Consider the following 14,537-nt stretch of genomic DNA (forward strand, 5'->3'; position numbering starts at 1 on the left):
AACCTTCCAGTTTATTTGATTTGAAGAAACGACGCGCAGTGCCGCGCGACGTCGTTCGTCGACTATTTTACGACAACGGCCGTTTTGGCCACGGAGCGACAGATGTTTAACCGACAGAGCAAGACCGATTTGCAGAATGCGTTGGCGCAAGCGACCGCCATCAGTCGCTCCCAGGCCATCATAGAATTCAATCTCGATGGCACGATCATCAAAGCGAATGAGAATTTTATCAAGGCGCTCGGCTACACGCTCGATGAGATCAAGGGCAAGCACCACAGTATATTTGTGGAGCCTGCCGTACACGAGAGTGTCGCCTATCGGGAGTTCTGGGGTAACCTTAACAGGGGTGAATTTCAGGCAGGGCAGTTCAAGCGGGTCGCCAAAGGCGGCAGGGAGATCTGGATCGAGGCCTCCTATAACCCGATCATGGACAAGAGTGGCAAGCCGTTCAAAGTCATCAAATTCGCTACAGATATCACGGCGCAGAAACTCGAAAGCCTCGAAGCCTCCGGAAAAGTGATCGCGATCAGCCGTGCGCAGGCGGTCATCGAATTCAATCTTGACGGAACTATCATTACCGCAAACGAGAATTTCCTGAACACGCTTGGTTACGCGCTGTCCGAAATACAGGGGCGGCATCACAGCATGTTCGTGGAAGCCGGTGAACGCGATGGCGCAGCCTACCGGGACTTCTGGGCGCGGCTCGGCCGGGGTGAGTATCAGGCGGCCGAATACAAGCGCGTCGGCAAGGGTGGCAAGGAAATCTGGATTCTCGCGACCTATAATCCGATTCTCAATGATGCCGGCAAGCCGTTCAAGGTTGTGAAATTCGCGACCGACGTGACCCAACAAAAGTTGCTTGCCGCTGATAGCAACGGCCAGATGGCGGCTATTCGCAAGTCGCAGGCGGTCATCGAGTTTCGCATGGATGGCACCATCCTGACGGCAAACCAGAATTTCCTTGATACGGTCGGTTACACGATCGACGAAATCCGGGACCGGCATCACAGCATGTTTGTCGATCCGATAGAGCGATCTGGCGCGGCCTATGTGGAATTCTGGGCGAGCCTTAATCGCGGGACCTATCAGGCCGCGGAATACAGACGCATCGGAAAGGGGGGGCGGGAGATTTGGATCCAGGCTTCCTACAATCCGATTTTCGATCTCAACGGCAGGCCGTTCAAAGTGGTCAAATACGCTGCCGATATTACGGCGCAGGCTATGGCCCGCCTGAAAGCGGAGCGCGCTCGTTCCTTGATCGAGTCGGTCGCTGCCGGCAGCGAAGAGATGAATGCATCGATCCGCGAAATCTCCGAGACGATGGTGAAGTCTCGGCAGACGGCAGAGTCCGCGGTGCAACAGGTGGAGACGGCGGACATCCAGGCGCAGCGGCTCACCTCGGCTGCACATGCCATGGGAGGCATCGTTGGGCTCATCGGCGACATCACCGGCCAGATCAACCTGCTCGCCCTCAATGCGACCATCGAATCGGCTCGCGCCGGTGAGGCGGGGCGGGGCTTTGCGGTGGTGGCCGCGGAGGTCAAGAATTTGGCCAACCAGGCCAAGCAGGCGACCGACAAGATAAGCAGCGAAATCGAGGCCCTGAACGGTATCTCCGGTGACGTGGTTGGCGCGCTGGTCTCGATCAAACAGGCGATCGAGCATGTTAACGAGTTCGTGACCTCGACGGCAGCAGCCGTCGAGGAGCAGAGCACTGTGACCAGTGATATGTCGGACAACATGCAGCGCGCGGCATCTGAACTGGCCTGATGCGCTGAATTTATCGACTTTGTTGGATCATCCGTGACTGTGCTATCAATCGCGGATGATCCTGCCGTTCAATGCCGCCACCCGAACAATGATCGAGAATCGCCTGGCCGCATTCACGCGGATCGACGAGGGCCAGTACGCTTCGGGGCTGAAGCGTGCGGCGGTGGCCCTGGTGATGGTTGAAGCGGCGCCCGAATTGGAGACCTCGCTGTTGCTGACGTTACGCGCGTCCGGTCTGCGCGCTCACAGTAATCAATGGGCACCTCCTGGCGGTCGCTGCGATCCCGGCGAGACGCCCGTGCAGGCGGCAATCCGCGAGTTGCATGAGGAGCTCGGTCTGCAGCTTACGCGGGACGATGTCGTCGGTGTCCTCGACGATTACCCGACCCGCTCCGGCTATCTGATCACGCCTGTCGTCATGTGGGCGCACGACAGCGTTCAATTGATGCCGAACCCCGATGAGGTCGCCTCGGTTCATCGCATTGCGCTGTCGCAGATCGCGCGGCCGCAGGCGTTCGATTTCGTTGCCATTCCCGAGAGCGACCGGCGTCTGATCCGCTACAGCCATTTCGGCCACTTTATTCACGCGCCGACCGCCGCGTTGATCTATCAGTTCAGCGAAGTTCTTGCGGGGCGCACCACCCGTGTGGCCGAGCTGGAGCAGCCGGTCTTCGCCTGGAAGTGATTCTGCTCCCCGGCGCGACGTGTCAGCGCAGGCAGCGTCCGGCCTTGGAAAGACATTGTTCACCAAACTCATCCAACGTCATTTTAAGCGGGGTATGTTTGACCCGCCTGGGACGGGCGCGGGGCGGCGTCCCGCCTCATTCCTCTGCATTGCCGGCTATGCCGGCGGCCATCTCGACAGGTCCCATGTCTCATTTGATTCGCACCTTTACTGCCACTGTCCCGCTCGCGGTATTTTTGTTCATGCCGGTCGCTTATGCGCTGGATTCCGCCCAATTACCGGCAGGCGTTGCCAATGCGATGGCGCAGGGCGCCTCGCCGCAGGCCGTCGCAGAATACCGACGCAAGCTTGCGGAATATCAGGAAGCGCGCGCGGCCTTCGATCAGGAGGCCAGTGCCTATTGGGATGCAATCTCTGAGAAGCGAAAAATCCGCAATGCCAAGCGCCGCGACCGCCAGCAGATCACGCTTAATGACTACGTGCTGGAACAGGCGCCGCTTTATGAAGGACCAAAACGTCCGGTGAATCCGGAGCCCGAGGATAGCGATCCGCGCGTCCGCAAGGATCTTCCGGTGGTGGCGGATTTCCTCGCGGCGGCGAGGGAGCAATTTCAGTTCGTGCCGCAGCGGCCTGCCAATGAGATGGAGTTCAAGCGCGCTTATGCTCGTGCCGCCCTGCAGGCCGGGCTGACACGCGACATTGCGGTACGCGTCTATTCCTTCGAGACCGGTGGCAATGGCGGCCATGACATGCAGTCGGGCCTGAACCCGTCACGTCCGGGGTCTCGCGCGATCTCCACCGCTATCGGCTACAATCAGCTGCTCACAGCCAATACGACGACGCTCGTTGCCGAACAGGGGCCTCAGATTTTGAAAGTTCTGACCGAGAAGGCATCGACGCTCTCGGGCCCGCAGCGTAAGGCGATGGATCACAAGATTGCGGTCTTCAAGCGCATGCAGGCGACTGTGCGCACTGTTCCACAAAACTGGAGCGCTCTTGAGAAGCTTGGCACGACCCCGCAGGGCTGGGCCATGCATGCGCTGGTGCTGGACATGGATATCGGCCCGCAATTGCAGGTCCACAAACTACTGACGTCAGTGAATTTTGCCCGCGCCCGTGGGTTTGATCGCCCGCTCAGCGCAGCCGAGCTTGAGATGATGAATCTCACTGGCGATGGCAACGGCTTCGATATGGTGACCATGCCGCTAGCGATGCGCGAACAGGTGCCGACGGCGAACTTCTTCCAGCGTGGCGGGTATGAGCGCAATCCGGTGGCGATCCGCCACAATACCGTGGCCAAGCTACTTGCAGTCACCAACGCGCGGATGGACAGCAACAGCAATTTACCAGGCGCAAAAGAATTGGCCGCGGCTTTTTGAGCCACGGCCAATCTAAGCCTCGTGATGTGCGCTCTCTCGCCGGAGAGCGGCTGGGCTTATGAGTTGCCCGGATTGAAATCGTCGCTTGGTGCTTCTGCCGGCGCGCCAGCTGCAGCAACGTCGGGGCGAGGACCGTGCGGACGGCGGCGACGACGCGGCGGGAAGCGCTCTCCACCAGCATTCTGTTCGAAGCCGCCTGGAGCAGCACCCGGCTGAGGCTGCGCACCACCCGTGATGAAAGAAGGCAGACGATCGACACCATCGCCGACCGGCATCATCGGCTGCGGTTGCGGCTGATATTGCGGCTGGCCCTGCGGCTGATTCTGCTGACGGTGTTCGCGATTATTGTTCTCGCGGGGCTGATAGGGCTGTTCGCCGCGCTGCTGATAGGGCTGACCACCCTCACGCTGCGGAGGCTGCTCGCGCTGCGCAAAGGGCTGCTGTTGTACCGGCACGAAACCGGGCTCGGCACCGAAGTTCGAGTAGCTCTCGCTCTCGTCATCGTTGTCCTCAGGCGGCATCTCGTTTTCGGTGCGCGGTTGCGGCTGATTCTGCCGGAACTGCTCCTGCGCGGCGGCGATCAGGCGGAAATAGTGCTCGGCGTGCTGATAGTAGTTCTCGGCAGCAACGGGATCGCCGGAGCTGCGTGCATCGCGGGCGAGCTGGACGTACTTCTCTGCGACGTGGGAGGCGGTACCGCGGATCTTGATGTCGGGGCCATTCGATTCGAAGACCCGGGTCATCGGGTTCTGGCCGCGCCGATTGTTATTGTTGCTATTATTATTGTTGTTGCGGTTGTTGTTGTTCCGCATCCGCTTGTTGTTGTTGTTCTGACCGTTTCGCATGTGTCGCCTTCAGTTATCGATCCAGAGTGTCACAGAGCTATGTTTCAAAGAGATGATTGCCGCAGCACATTGCGGGATGCGGACGCGTGAAGCGCCCGAATCGTCGTGCAGACCTTTGCTGCATCGATCTTGCCGTCATTCGCGTTCAACAAAGACGCGTTCCCCAACCGCCCGCTGACCATGCCAGCCGGACCAAATCACCCACCTGCCGAAACAAGGTCAGGCTTCTGTGCGTGAAGTTTAAAGCGCAATATCAGGCTTTCGTTCGCTTTGCGGTCGCGAGCAGCGCAGCTCTCTCAGCCATCGCGCTCAACCAAACCTGCCTGTTGGAACCTTTCACCCGGACGGGCTCTCTAGCGAGAATTCTGGCTTCCTGCCGTAAATCTACGGGGCGAGCCAACCCTGAACCGATGTTGTGACAGGAAGGTAGTCGCTCCCCGGGGATATTCCAAGTGGTTTTTTCTGTCGCAAGAAGGCTTTATCGGGGCTTTTTTTGTCCCGATACCGCCCTGCGAATGCCGCCCAGATCGGCTTTGGCCGGCCCCGGCAGGGTCAACCCGGACACCGTCATCAGACCGGCGACATCGTCGCTTTGGTCGTGGCCCACCTCGACCACCAGGAGGCCGCCGGGCACCAGCAACCGGGCGGCTTCGGGGGCGATGGTTCGATAGGCATTTAGTCCGTCTTTTCCACCATCCAAGGCGCGGAGCGGGTCGTGGTCGCGCACCTCGATGTCGAGGTCGGCAATGTCGGCCGAGGGAATATAGGGCGGATTGGAGACGATCAGGTCGAAGCCGCCGGCCAGGGCTGAGGCATAGTCGCAGACAGCGAAATGGGCGCGCTCGATCAAGCCGAGTTGCGCAGCGTTGGAGCGAGCCGTTCGCAGGGCGTCGAGATTGATGTCGGTCGCAATGCCTGTGGCGTTGGTTAACTCCGAAAGCAGCGCCAGCAGGATTGCGCCGGAGCCTGTGCCGAGATCGGCGATCACAAGCGGACGGTCGCGCGGACCAGCCGCATCGAGAAGTTCGAGCGCCGCCTCGACGAGGGTTTCCGTATCGGGACGGGGCACCAGCGTGTCGGGCGATAGCTGCAGCGGCAGGCCCCAGAATTCTTTCGTGCCTAGGACACGGGCCACGGGTTCGCCATCGATGCGGCGCTGTGCGAAGCGGGCAAGTTGGGCCGCTTCATTGGACGTCAAGATGCGATTCGCAGCCGAGATCAACCCGGTCAGATCGAGTCCGAGCGCGTCGCCTGTCAGCAAGCGCGCGTCGAGTTCAGCGGAATTGATGCTGTGGGTGCGGAGCAGATTGGTCAATGAGCGTCGTGCGTTCTCGACGCTCTGTCCGGCGAACATGTCGCCGGCGCTCACGCCGCGTCGCCCTGGGCAGCGAGTTGTGCAGCCTGATGCTCTGTCGTCAGCGCATCGACCAGTTCGCCCAGTGCTTCGCCGGCAATCACCTGCGGCAGCTTGTAGAGCGTGAGATTGATGCGGTGGTCGGTGACGCGGCCCTGCGGGAAGTTATAGGTGCGGATGCGCTCCGAGCGGTCGCCGGAGCCGACCTTCTCCTTGCGCTCAGCCGAGCGGGCGGAATCGATACGCTGCTGCTCGGCGTCATAGATGCGCGAGCGCAGGATGTTCATCGCCGAAGCGCGGTTCTTATGTTGCGAGCGGCTGTCCTGCATCATCACCACGATGCCGGTCGGGATATGCGTGATGCGGATCGCTGATTCGGTCTTGTTGACGTGCTGGCCGCCGGCGCCCTGGGCGCGCATCGTGTCGATGCGCAGGTCGTCCTGCTTGATGTCGATATCCACTTCTTCGACTTCGGGCATGACAGCGACCGTTGCCGCCGACGTGTGAATGCGCCCCTGAGTCTCCGTATCGGGCACGCGCTGCACGCGGTGTACACCGGATTCGAATTTCAACTTGGCGAAAGCACCGCGGCCCTTCACCTCGGCGATGATTTCCTTATAGCCGCCCATGGTGCCTTCGGACGCCGAAATCACCTCGACCTTCCAGCCGGCCAGTGCCGCGAAGCGCTCATACATCCGGTACAGGTCGCCGGCGAAGAGTGAAGCCTCGTCGCCGCCGGTGCCAGCACGGATTTCCAGCACCACGTTGCGCTCGTCCATCGCATCCTTCGGCAGCAGCGCCACGCGGATTTCCTGCGCCAGCGCCTCGATGCGTTCTTCCAGCGCCGGGCGCTCGGCCTGCGCCATCTCGCGCATCTCCGCATCGGTCGAAGTATCGGCGATCATCGCATCGATATCTTTGAGCTCTGCAAGCGCGCCGCGATAGGTCTTCACCGCGTCGATCAGCGGATTGAGCTCGGACAGCTCGCGCGTCATCTTCACATAATTCTCGGCGCTAACCTGACCCATCAGTTGTGCCTCGAGCGAGGCGTGATGTGCGAGGAGTACGTCGAGTTTGGTTTCGGGCAGCAGGGACATCGTGGAATCTCGGAGATCGCGGAAAGGGGAAGCGCGTCGTACGGGCAGAGCCTCGCTACAACGACAGTCCCTCGGCCTCAGCGAATTCGGTGAGCTTCTGCCGAATCGAGACGCTGCCCGAGGGGGCGTCGAGCAGTTGTGTCATCAGCGCCTCGGCCTTTTTGGCATCGAGGTCGAGAATCATTGCCTTCACGGGGCCGTGTGCGGTGGCCGACAGCGACAGCGAGCGATAGCCCATGCCAATCAGCGCCAGCGCGCCGATCGGCTGCGAGGCCATCTCGCCGCACAGCGAGACGTGACGTTTGGCGGCGTCGCCCTTTTGCACGATCTCACGCAGTACGCGCAGGATCGGCGCCGACAGCGTATCGAAGCGTTCCGACACCTTGGCATTGCCGCGGTCGACAGCGAACAGGAACTGGAACAGGTCGTTGGAGCCGACCGAGACGAAGTCGACCTTCTTCAGGAGTTCGTCCAGCTGATAGACCAGCGCAGGCACCTCGATCATGGTGCCGACATCGATTCGCTCGGGTAGGGCATGACCGTGCTGGCGCAAATAAGTCAGCTCGCGTTCGATGATCGCCTTGGCCTGATCGAATTCGGCCACTTCCGAAATCATCGGGAACATGATGCGCAGCGCGCGGCCGCCGCCGGCGCGCAGCAATGCGCGGATCTGGCCGCGCAGCAAGCCGGGTCGATCGAGGCCAAGACGGATCGCGCGCCAGCCTAGCGCCGGGTTCTCCTCGACGATGGTCTCCATGTAAGGGAGCGCCTTGTCGCCACCGATGTCGAGGGTGCGGAACGTCACCGGCTTGGAGCCGGCAGCATCGAGCACCGCACGATACAGCGCCAGCTGATCGCTGGAGCGGGGCAGGCTTTCGCCGACCATGAATTGCAGTTCGGTACGGAACAGGCCGATGCCCGCCGAGCCGGTATCGTCGATATGCGGCAGGTCGATGATCAGGCCGGCATTGATCAGCAGGTCGACCTTCTGGCCGTCCTTGGTGACGCAGGGAAGGTCGCGCAACGCTGAATACTGCGCCTGTCGCCGTGCGCGGAACCGCACGCGTTCGGCATAAGCGGATTCGATCTCGGCGGAGGGCCGAATATAGATCGAGCCCGAGGTGCCATCGACGATGACGGCGTCGCCTGGATCAGCAATGCCCGGCGCATTTGCGACTTCGCCGATCGCGGGAATGCCGAGCGCGCGCGCCACGATCGAGACATGCGAATTAGCCGTACCTTCCTCCAGCACCAGGCCACGCAGCTTCTTGCGATCGTAGTCGAGGAGGGCGGCTGGGCCCATCGCGCGTGCGATCAGGATCGCATTGTCCGGCATCTGTTCGCGCGACGGCGCGTGATCCTGGCCGACCAGCTGCCGCATCAGGCGATGGCCGAGATCTTCAAGATCGTGCAACCGGTCGCGCAGATAGGGATCGGTGGAACGCAGCATGCGCGCACGGGTATCGGACTGCACGCGTTCGACGGCGGCTTCCGCAGTGAGGCCGGTGGCGACCGCTTCGTGCAGCTTGTGCGACCAGCCGTGGTCATTGGCGAACATGCGATAGGCTTCAAGCACATCGCGGTGCTCGCCGCCGTCGGCGACGTCGCCGCGTTCCAGCATGCGGTCGAGGTCCGAGCGCAGCTTGGTCAGCGCGGTGTCCAGCCGTTTGATTTCCTTCGGCAGGTCTTCGGCGATGTAATTGGTGATGACGACGCGCGGCTCGTGCAGCACTACATGTCCGAGCGCGATGCCATCGGAAAGGATAGCGCCGGTCTTGTGCAGGGAATGCCGCGCAGCGGGCTCGGCGCCCGGCTGCGCCAGCGCCGATAGCTCGCCGGAGGCGATCATCTCGGCCAGCACCATGGCGGTGGTTTGCAGTGCCTCGACTTCTTCCTCGACATAAGTGCGCTTGGCGCGGTTCTGCACTACCAGCACGCCGAGCGTATTGCCGGCGCGCAGGATCGGCACGCCTAGGAACGAGTGATAGATCTCTTCGCCGGTCTCCGGGCGGAACGAGAACGCCGGATGGCTCTGCGCGTCGTTGAGATTGAGCGGCGTGGCTTCGGAGGCGACCAGGCCGACCAGGCCTTCATGGGAGCTCAGCACGGTCTGGTGGACGGCGTCGCGGTTGAGGCCTTCGGTGGCGTAGAGCTCGAGTGTATTGTCGACGCGCAGCACGTATGTCGAGCAGACTTCCGCCACCATATTGGCGGCGATCAGCACCACGATCTTGTCGAGGCGTTCCTGAGCGCTGACCTGCTCCGCCATCACTTCGCGGAGCCGTCTCAGCAAGACTCGGGGGCCACCCGACGCGCTCCGCATGTGCCGACACCCTCCCCACGAGGCCGACACCTGACAAAAGCCGTGCGCCGACGCTAAGCCTCAGAAAACAATAGAATTTGCACCGCCGCGCAACAAGAGGCGCAGCGACAGAACCGTATCAGATTGTCCGAAACGGCGCCCTCAGCCGCAACGGCTGCCCATGCAGGCCGTATAGCGAATTGAGGCTTGTTTTGCCAAGCAAAACACCTGCCAGACAAGAAACACACCGTTCACATCAAAATAACGGATGTTTCAGGAAAAATTTTCTACGCTTTGTCGAGACCATACAGCGTGTGCAGGGTGCGAACCGCCAGTTCCGTATAGGCTGTATCGATCAGGACCGAGAACTTGATCTCGGACGTGGTGATTGCCCGAATATTGATCTGGCGCTCGGAAAGGGCGGCAAAGGCTTGCGCGGCGACGCCGGCATGGCTGCGCATGCCCGATCCAATAACCGAGACCTTGGCGACATCGGTCGCGCTGTCGATGCGGGCATAGCCGATTTTGGCCTTGGCCGCCGTGATGGTCTCTTTGGCACGGGCATAGTCGGTGGCCGGGACGGTGAAGGTCAGGTCCGTGGTCTTGCCGTCTTCGGAGACGTTCTGGACGATCATGTCCACATTGATGTTGGCTTCGGCCAATGGCACGAAGATCGAGGCAGCGACGCCCGGCTTGTCCTCGATCTGGCGGACGGAAATCTGGGCCTCGTCCTTGGAAAAGGCGATTCCGGTAACGACGTGGCTTTCCATGATTTCCTCCTCGCTGCAGATCAGCGTGCCCGGCGGGGTGCCGTGCGGGTCGATGTCTTCGGGTCTGTCGAAACTTGAGCGCACGAAAATCGGCATATTGTGGGTCATGCCGAGTTCCACGGAGCGGACCTGCAGGACCTTGGCGCCCTGCGACGCCAGTTCCAGCATTTCCTCAAACGCCACCTTGTTCATGCGTTGTGCCTTCGGCACGACGCGCGGATCGGTGGTGTAGACGCCGTCCACGTCGGTATAGATGTCGCAGCGGTCGGCTTTGACGGCGGCGGCAATTGCCACTGCCGAGGTATCGGACCCGCCGCGGCCGAGTGTGGTGACGCGGCCGGTTTCGGCATGGATGCCCTGGAATCCGGCGATGACGGCCACTTCCTTGCGCTCCTTGAAGCGCTTGATGAGCTTATCGCCGTCGATCTCGTCGATTCGGGCCGAGGCATGGGCGTCCGACGTCTTGATCGGGATTTGCCAGCCCTGCCAGGAGCGCGCCTGGATGCCGATGGTTTGCAGCGCGATCGCCAGCAGGCCGGCGGTCACGAGCTCACCGGACGCGACGATGGCGTCGTATTCCCGGGCGTCATGCATCGGCGACACTTCGGTGCACCAGGCCACCAGTTCGTTGGTTTTGCCCGACATCGCCGACACCACGACCGCGACCTCATGACCGGCATCGACCTCGCGTTTGACGTGCTGCGCGACGTTGCGGATGCGGTCGATGTTGGCGACGGACGTACCGCCGAATTTCATTACGAGCCGGCCCATGACGAGTGGTGCATTCCCTGACGACAGTGGGTAAAGATACCGCGCACTACGCACGCGGGCGAAAACGCGCGTATACATAGCGGCCAGGGTGGGGGCAAGCAACCCGGGCTCCTGGTCCCTTAGAACGCACCGAGACAGGGCATTTTGGACGGTTTATGGGGCGCTATATCGACGATATCCTGCAGCCGGGCGAGAAGGTGCTGTATTCCAGCAACTTGCACTGGGTGGTCTATGTCCCGGCCATCGCGGCCTGGATTGTCTCCGCGGCTTTGCTGGTCCTGACGCGTTACGCGATCAACGAAACCCTTGTTCTGCTCTGCCTGGCATCTTCGGCCGTAGTGGCCTTCGCGGCGCTGTACTGGTCGATGAAGGGCTGGTTCCAGCGCTGGACGACCGAGACGGATGTCACCACGCTGCGGGTCGTGCACAAGGAAGGCTTCATCACGCGCAAGACTTTCGAGATCAGTATCGACAAGGTCGCGAGCGTCAGCGTCAATCAGAGCATTCTGGGACGCATCTTGAATTATGGTGACATCGCCATCGAGAACATGGGTGATGATGAAGAAGTCATCAAGATGATCGCGTCGCCACTCGCATTTCGCAGCCACATCACAGCGCGATAGGACAACGGCTTCACAATGGCCATGCAAGCAAACTACTCGGACGCTTCCGCATCCTCTGTCGATGCCAGCGAAGTCGCGAAATTCTCGAAGCTGTCGGAGGAGTGGTGGGACCCGCGCGGCAAGATGGCGCCGCTGCACAAGATCAACCCGCTGCGCCTGACCTATATTCGCGACGCCGCCTGCCGCAAGTTCGATCGCAATGTTCGCAGCCTGAATTGCCTGAGTGGCTTGCGCATGCTCGATATCGGTTGCGGGGCTGGTCTGCTGTGTGAGCCGTTCACGCGACTCGGCGCACAGGTGATCGGCATCGATCCCTCCGCCACCAATATTGCCGCGGCCAAGTTGCACGCCGACAAAGGGCATTTGTCGATCGATTATCGTTGCACCACCGTCGAGGAGATGGACGTGCGTGAGCGCTTCGACATCGTGCTGGCGATGGAAGTGATCGAGCATGTGGTCGATGTTGGTGCTTTCCTCGATCGCTGCGCGTCGATGCTGAAGCCCGGTGGCCTGATGGTGGTCTCAACGCTGAACCGAAATTGGAAGAGCTTTGCGCTCGGCATCGTCGCCGCCGAATATGTGCTGCGCTGGCTGCCGCGAGGCACCCATCAGTGGGACAAGTTCGTCACCCCGGACGAACTCGCGCATCATCTGTCGCGCAACAAGCTGGAAATCACCGAACAATCAGGCGTGGTCTACAATCCGCTCGGCGATCGCTGGACGCTGTCGTCCGATATGGACGTGAACTATATGGTGGTCGCGGAAGAGGTCTAGCGTTTCTGTTCCGCCTGTCCCCGTCTCGACAGGTCGTCAAACCCCGTTGAGAATAATCACCGTGGGTGCCTTGGGCAGCGCATTGAGTGATATCGTCAGCGTTTGGGCGCTGCGCTGGTCGATTTCGAAATCTTTTCCGATCTTCGTCATGAAGTCGCTGAGCGGTGTCATGAAGCGATGCATGGGCAGCACCACCGAAGCGCGCAGCCGCTTGGTGATCTCGGATACGCCGTCGAGGGACATTGTGTAGCTGCCATCGATCGGCACCATCACGATGTCGAGGCGACCGATCGCGGCGAAGTGACTCTCGTCGAGCTTGTGATGCAGATGGCCGAGATGGCCGATGCACAGGCCGGCAACCTCGAAGATGAAGATCGAATTGCCGTCCTTCACCATCTCGCCGCCCGCGTCATCGCCATAGTAACGGCGGATGTCCGTCGTGACGTTGCGGATCAGCACGTCGCCGATGCGCTCATGGATCTGCGCCGGCTGCCCACTCTCGCCCCACCCATGCAATACCGTCTTGATGCGCGGGTCGGGATACAGCGTGTAATGGGTGCTGTGGGCCCGGTTCATCGTCACCACGTCCGGGATGCGATCGAGCTTATAGATGCCGTTATAGTCGGTGGCGATAGTCACGCCGCCGGGTGTGTCGATGTAATAGGTGGAGTGCCCGGCATAGGTGATGGAGACTTGATCGGCCTTCGCCGCAGTCCGGCGCAAACTAACCGGAACCGCGAGTGGTGGCCGTGTGGCCATTGCCAGACACTCACTGCCGCGCGGGGCATTTTGCGCGAGTGCCGGTGTAACGACCCAACTCATTATCCAACAAGTCAGGGTGCCGAGGACGACAGGCAGAAATCGCAGCATGAGCCGGCAGTCTCCGAATGCGCTTTGCCTCAATGTATCGCCAAAAGCGGACGCTGCAATGCCGGTTGTGGCGCCGGACACTGCCCAAGATCGCGGCGCATCGCATGATGTGGATGCTCGGATGCCGCGATGGAATAGTCGTCATGCTGCAGGGATTGACACGTTGCCGAAGGTAAGATGGTTGGGTAGGTCTTGAGATCACTACCGCGAGCATTGCAGTTGTCATCCGATTCAGCCCCGCCCTGGGAATTCGTCAGCCGCGATGATCGTGTTGCGGCATCGCGATCGGGCTGGGTGTTCGACACGGCGATGCTGCTGCTGACGCGGCCGCTTGATGCGGCGATTGCCGAGTTACTCCAAGTCATAGGCGCGGACGCCGAAGCAGATCGCGCATGGATGTTCGAATACGACGCCGACCATCTGCGCTTTCGCAACACCCATGAGTGGAGTCGCGGTGGGGTCGGATCCTTTGTGCAGGATCTGCAGCATGTGCCGGTCACCATGATCGGCTGGCTGCATCAACGGCTGGTCTTGGGGCAGGCTGTGATGGTCAATGACATCGAGGCACTGCCACGCAGCGCCGGTGCGTTGCGCGCTGAGTTTATCCGGCAGAACAACAAAAGCGTACTCAGCGTGCCGGTATTTCATGACGGTAGGCTCGTCGCCTGCATCGGTTTCGATGCGGTCGCAGCGCCGCGCCGGTGGTCAGATGAAATTGCTGATCTGTTTCGTTGTGCCGACCTCATCGCGGCGGCGCGCTATGGCCGGTCGCCGATCACCTCTGGTGGGGAAGATTCTCAGGCTGCGTATCGCGCGCTGATCTACCTACGCCGCGCGCATGGCATTCTCGGCACGCCATTGACCGAAATCGTCGGCCTGCGCTCGTCGAAAGACTATACCGAGGTGTGGCTGGTAGATGGCGCGATGGTGCTCGATCCAAGGCCGCTGACACAGTGGCTGGGCCTGATCCCGCCGGGCTGGTTCGTTCGTATTCATCGCACGGCCGTCGTCAATCATCAGTTCGTGCGCGAGGTCGTGCGCCGGTCGAGCGGGGCATGGCAATTGCGCTTGCATGATTATGAAGACCATTGGCCGGTGTCGCGCGCCGGCCGAGCTGAGCTACGTGCGCACCTTGGCGTTTGAACGACACCAAGCGAGATGAATGCGAGCACGTTAGCGACTCACATTCCACGTGCCGATTGCTATCAATCGCGTGCTGATCACGACTTAACAAATCGTTAGCGACGTCATTGTGTTGAGTATTTTCCGCGTTGTGTGTTGCTGCATTTCAACACGC

Annotated in this window: 12 protein-coding genes; 6 read left to right on the plus strand and 6 right to left on the minus strand. The window is 60.9% G+C overall.

Annotated features, from left to right (window positions below; all coding sequences use genetic code 11):
* The first annotated feature begins 102 nt into the window (after window positions 1–102).
* The 3 genes from AB7951_RS00985 to AB7951_RS00995 all read left to right on the plus strand — a co-directional run bounded on the left by AB7951_RS00985 (window position 103) and on the right by AB7951_RS00995 (window position 3,834).
* Complete coding sequence (locus AB7951_RS00985) at window positions 103–1,770, plus strand: methyl-accepting chemotaxis protein (RefSeq protein WP_120287364.1); 1,668 nt, start codon at window positions 103–105, stop codon at window positions 1,768–1,770.
* A 55-nt stretch (window positions 1,771–1,825) separates the two neighbouring features.
* On the plus strand, window positions 1,826–2,455 hold the full coding sequence (locus AB7951_RS00990) for an NUDIX hydrolase (protein WP_120287363.1): 630 nt from the start codon (window positions 1,826–1,828) through the stop codon (window positions 2,453–2,455).
* 185 nt (window positions 2,456–2,640) lie between these two features.
* The gene (locus AB7951_RS00995) at window positions 2,641–3,834 is read left to right on the plus strand and encodes a hypothetical protein (protein WP_120288037.1); all 1,194 of its coding nucleotides are present in this window, start codon (window positions 2,641–2,643) and stop codon (window positions 3,832–3,834) included.
* 56 nt (window positions 3,835–3,890) lie between these two features.
* Here the strand turns inward: AB7951_RS00995 and AB7951_RS01000 are convergent, their stop codons facing one another.
* The 5 genes from AB7951_RS01000 to AB7951_RS01020 form a co-directional block, all read right to left on the minus strand.
* Entirely contained in the window at window positions 3,891–4,679 is a 789-nt protein-coding gene (locus tag AB7951_RS01000) for a DUF4167 domain-containing protein (protein WP_120287362.1), read from the minus strand.
* A 478-nt stretch (window positions 4,680–5,157) separates the two neighbouring features.
* Window positions 5,158–6,033, minus strand: a complete 876-nt coding sequence (prmC, locus tag AB7951_RS01005) for a peptide chain release factor N(5)-glutamine methyltransferase (protein ID WP_120288036.1) — start codon at window positions 6,031–6,033, stop codon at window positions 5,158–5,160.
* A gap of 11 nt (window positions 6,034–6,044) precedes the next feature.
* A complete protein-coding gene (gene prfA / locus AB7951_RS01010) occupies window positions 6,045–7,130 on the minus strand; it encodes a peptide chain release factor 1 (protein ID WP_089267722.1) in 1,086 nt (361 codons plus the stop codon).
* 55 nt (window positions 7,131–7,185) lie between these two features.
* Window positions 7,186–9,453 (minus strand): phosphoenolpyruvate--protein phosphotransferase, encoded by a 2,268-nt coding sequence (ptsP, locus tag AB7951_RS01015; RefSeq protein ID WP_120287361.1) that lies wholly within the window; start codon window positions 9,451–9,453, stop codon window positions 7,186–7,188.
* A 266-nt stretch (window positions 9,454–9,719) separates the two neighbouring features.
* Window positions 9,720–10,973 carry an aspartate kinase gene (locus tag AB7951_RS01020; RefSeq protein WP_120287360.1) on the minus strand — a complete coding sequence of 418 codons (1,254 nt, stop codon included), beginning with the start codon at window positions 10,971–10,973 and terminating at the stop codon, window positions 9,720–9,722.
* A gap of 155 nt (window positions 10,974–11,128) precedes the next feature.
* Between AB7951_RS01020 and AB7951_RS01025 the strand changes: the two genes are divergently transcribed.
* Together AB7951_RS01025 and ubiG are read left to right on the plus strand one after the other, a co-directional pair.
* Complete coding sequence (locus AB7951_RS01025; RefSeq protein WP_120287359.1) at window positions 11,129–11,596, plus strand: PH domain-containing protein; 468 nt, start codon at window positions 11,129–11,131, stop codon at window positions 11,594–11,596.
* A 15-nt stretch (window positions 11,597–11,611) separates the two neighbouring features.
* Window positions 11,612–12,370 (plus strand): bifunctional 2-polyprenyl-6-hydroxyphenol methylase/3-demethylubiquinol 3-O-methyltransferase UbiG, encoded by a 759-nt coding sequence (gene ubiG, locus AB7951_RS01030; RefSeq protein ID WP_120287358.1) that lies wholly within the window; start codon window positions 11,612–11,614, stop codon window positions 12,368–12,370.
* A gap of 36 nt (window positions 12,371–12,406) precedes the next feature.
* Here ubiG and AB7951_RS01035 read toward each other — a convergent pair whose 3' ends face one another.
* On the minus strand, window positions 12,407–13,240 hold the full coding sequence (locus tag AB7951_RS01035) for an MBL fold metallo-hydrolase (protein WP_441255646.1): 834 nt from the start codon (window positions 13,238–13,240) through the stop codon (window positions 12,407–12,409).
* Window positions 13,241–13,549: 309 nt separating this feature from the next.
* On the opposite strand from AB7951_RS01035, the gene AB7951_RS01040 reads away from it, so the two are divergent.
* Window positions 13,550–14,383, plus strand: a complete 834-nt coding sequence (locus AB7951_RS01040) for a LytTR family transcriptional regulator DNA-binding domain-containing protein (RefSeq protein WP_439061977.1) — start codon at window positions 13,550–13,552, stop codon at window positions 14,381–14,383.
* Window positions 14,384–14,537: the final 154 nt, after the last annotated feature.

The organism is Tardiphaga sp. 285_C5_N1_2 (assembly GCF_052076065.1).
GTDB lineage: Bacteria > Pseudomonadota > Alphaproteobacteria > Rhizobiales > Xanthobacteraceae > Tardiphaga > Tardiphaga robiniae.

Excerpts from the sequence above, each read along its gene's own strand:
- AB7951_RS01025 (WP_120287359.1), top strand. The coding sequence starts at position 11,129 with ATGGGGCGCTATATCGACGATATCCTGCAGCCGGGCGAGAAGGTGCTG.
- AB7951_RS01040 (WP_439061977.1), top strand. The coding sequence starts at position 13,550 with ATGCTGCTGCTGACGCGGCCGCTTGATGCGGCGATTGCCGAGTTACTC.
- AB7951_RS01035 (WP_441255646.1), bottom strand. The coding sequence starts at position 13,240 with ATGCTGCGATTTCTGCCTGTCGTCCTCGGCACCCTGACTTGTTGGATA.
- AB7951_RS01020 (WP_120287360.1), bottom strand. The coding sequence starts at position 10,973 with ATGGGCCGGCTCGTAATGAAATTCGGCGGTACGTCCGTCGCCAACATC.
- AB7951_RS01000 (WP_120287362.1), bottom strand. The coding sequence starts at position 4,679 with ATGCGAAACGGTCAGAACAACAACAACAAGCGGATGCGGAACAACAAC.
- AB7951_RS00985 (WP_120287364.1), top strand. The coding sequence starts at position 103 with ATGTTTAACCGACAGAGCAAGACCGATTTGCAGAATGCGTTGGCGCAA.
- AB7951_RS00995 (WP_120288037.1), top strand. The coding sequence starts at position 2,641 with ATGTCTCATTTGATTCGCACCTTTACTGCCACTGTCCCGCTCGCGGTA.
- ubiG (WP_120287358.1), top strand. The coding sequence starts at position 11,612 with ATGGCCATGCAAGCAAACTACTCGGACGCTTCCGCATCCTCTGTCGAT.
- AB7951_RS00990 (WP_120287363.1), top strand. The coding sequence starts at position 1,826 with ATGATCCTGCCGTTCAATGCCGCCACCCGAACAATGATCGAGAATCGC.
- prfA (WP_089267722.1), bottom strand. The coding sequence starts at position 7,130 with ATGTCCCTGCTGCCCGAAACCAAACTCGACGTACTCCTCGCACATCAC.
- prmC (WP_120288036.1), bottom strand. The coding sequence starts at position 6,033 with ATGTTCGCCGGACAGAGCGTCGAGAACGCACGACGCTCATTGACCAAT.
- ptsP (WP_120287361.1), bottom strand. The coding sequence starts at position 9,453 with ATGCGGAGCGCGTCGGGTGGCCCCCGAGTCTTGCTGAGACGGCTCCGC.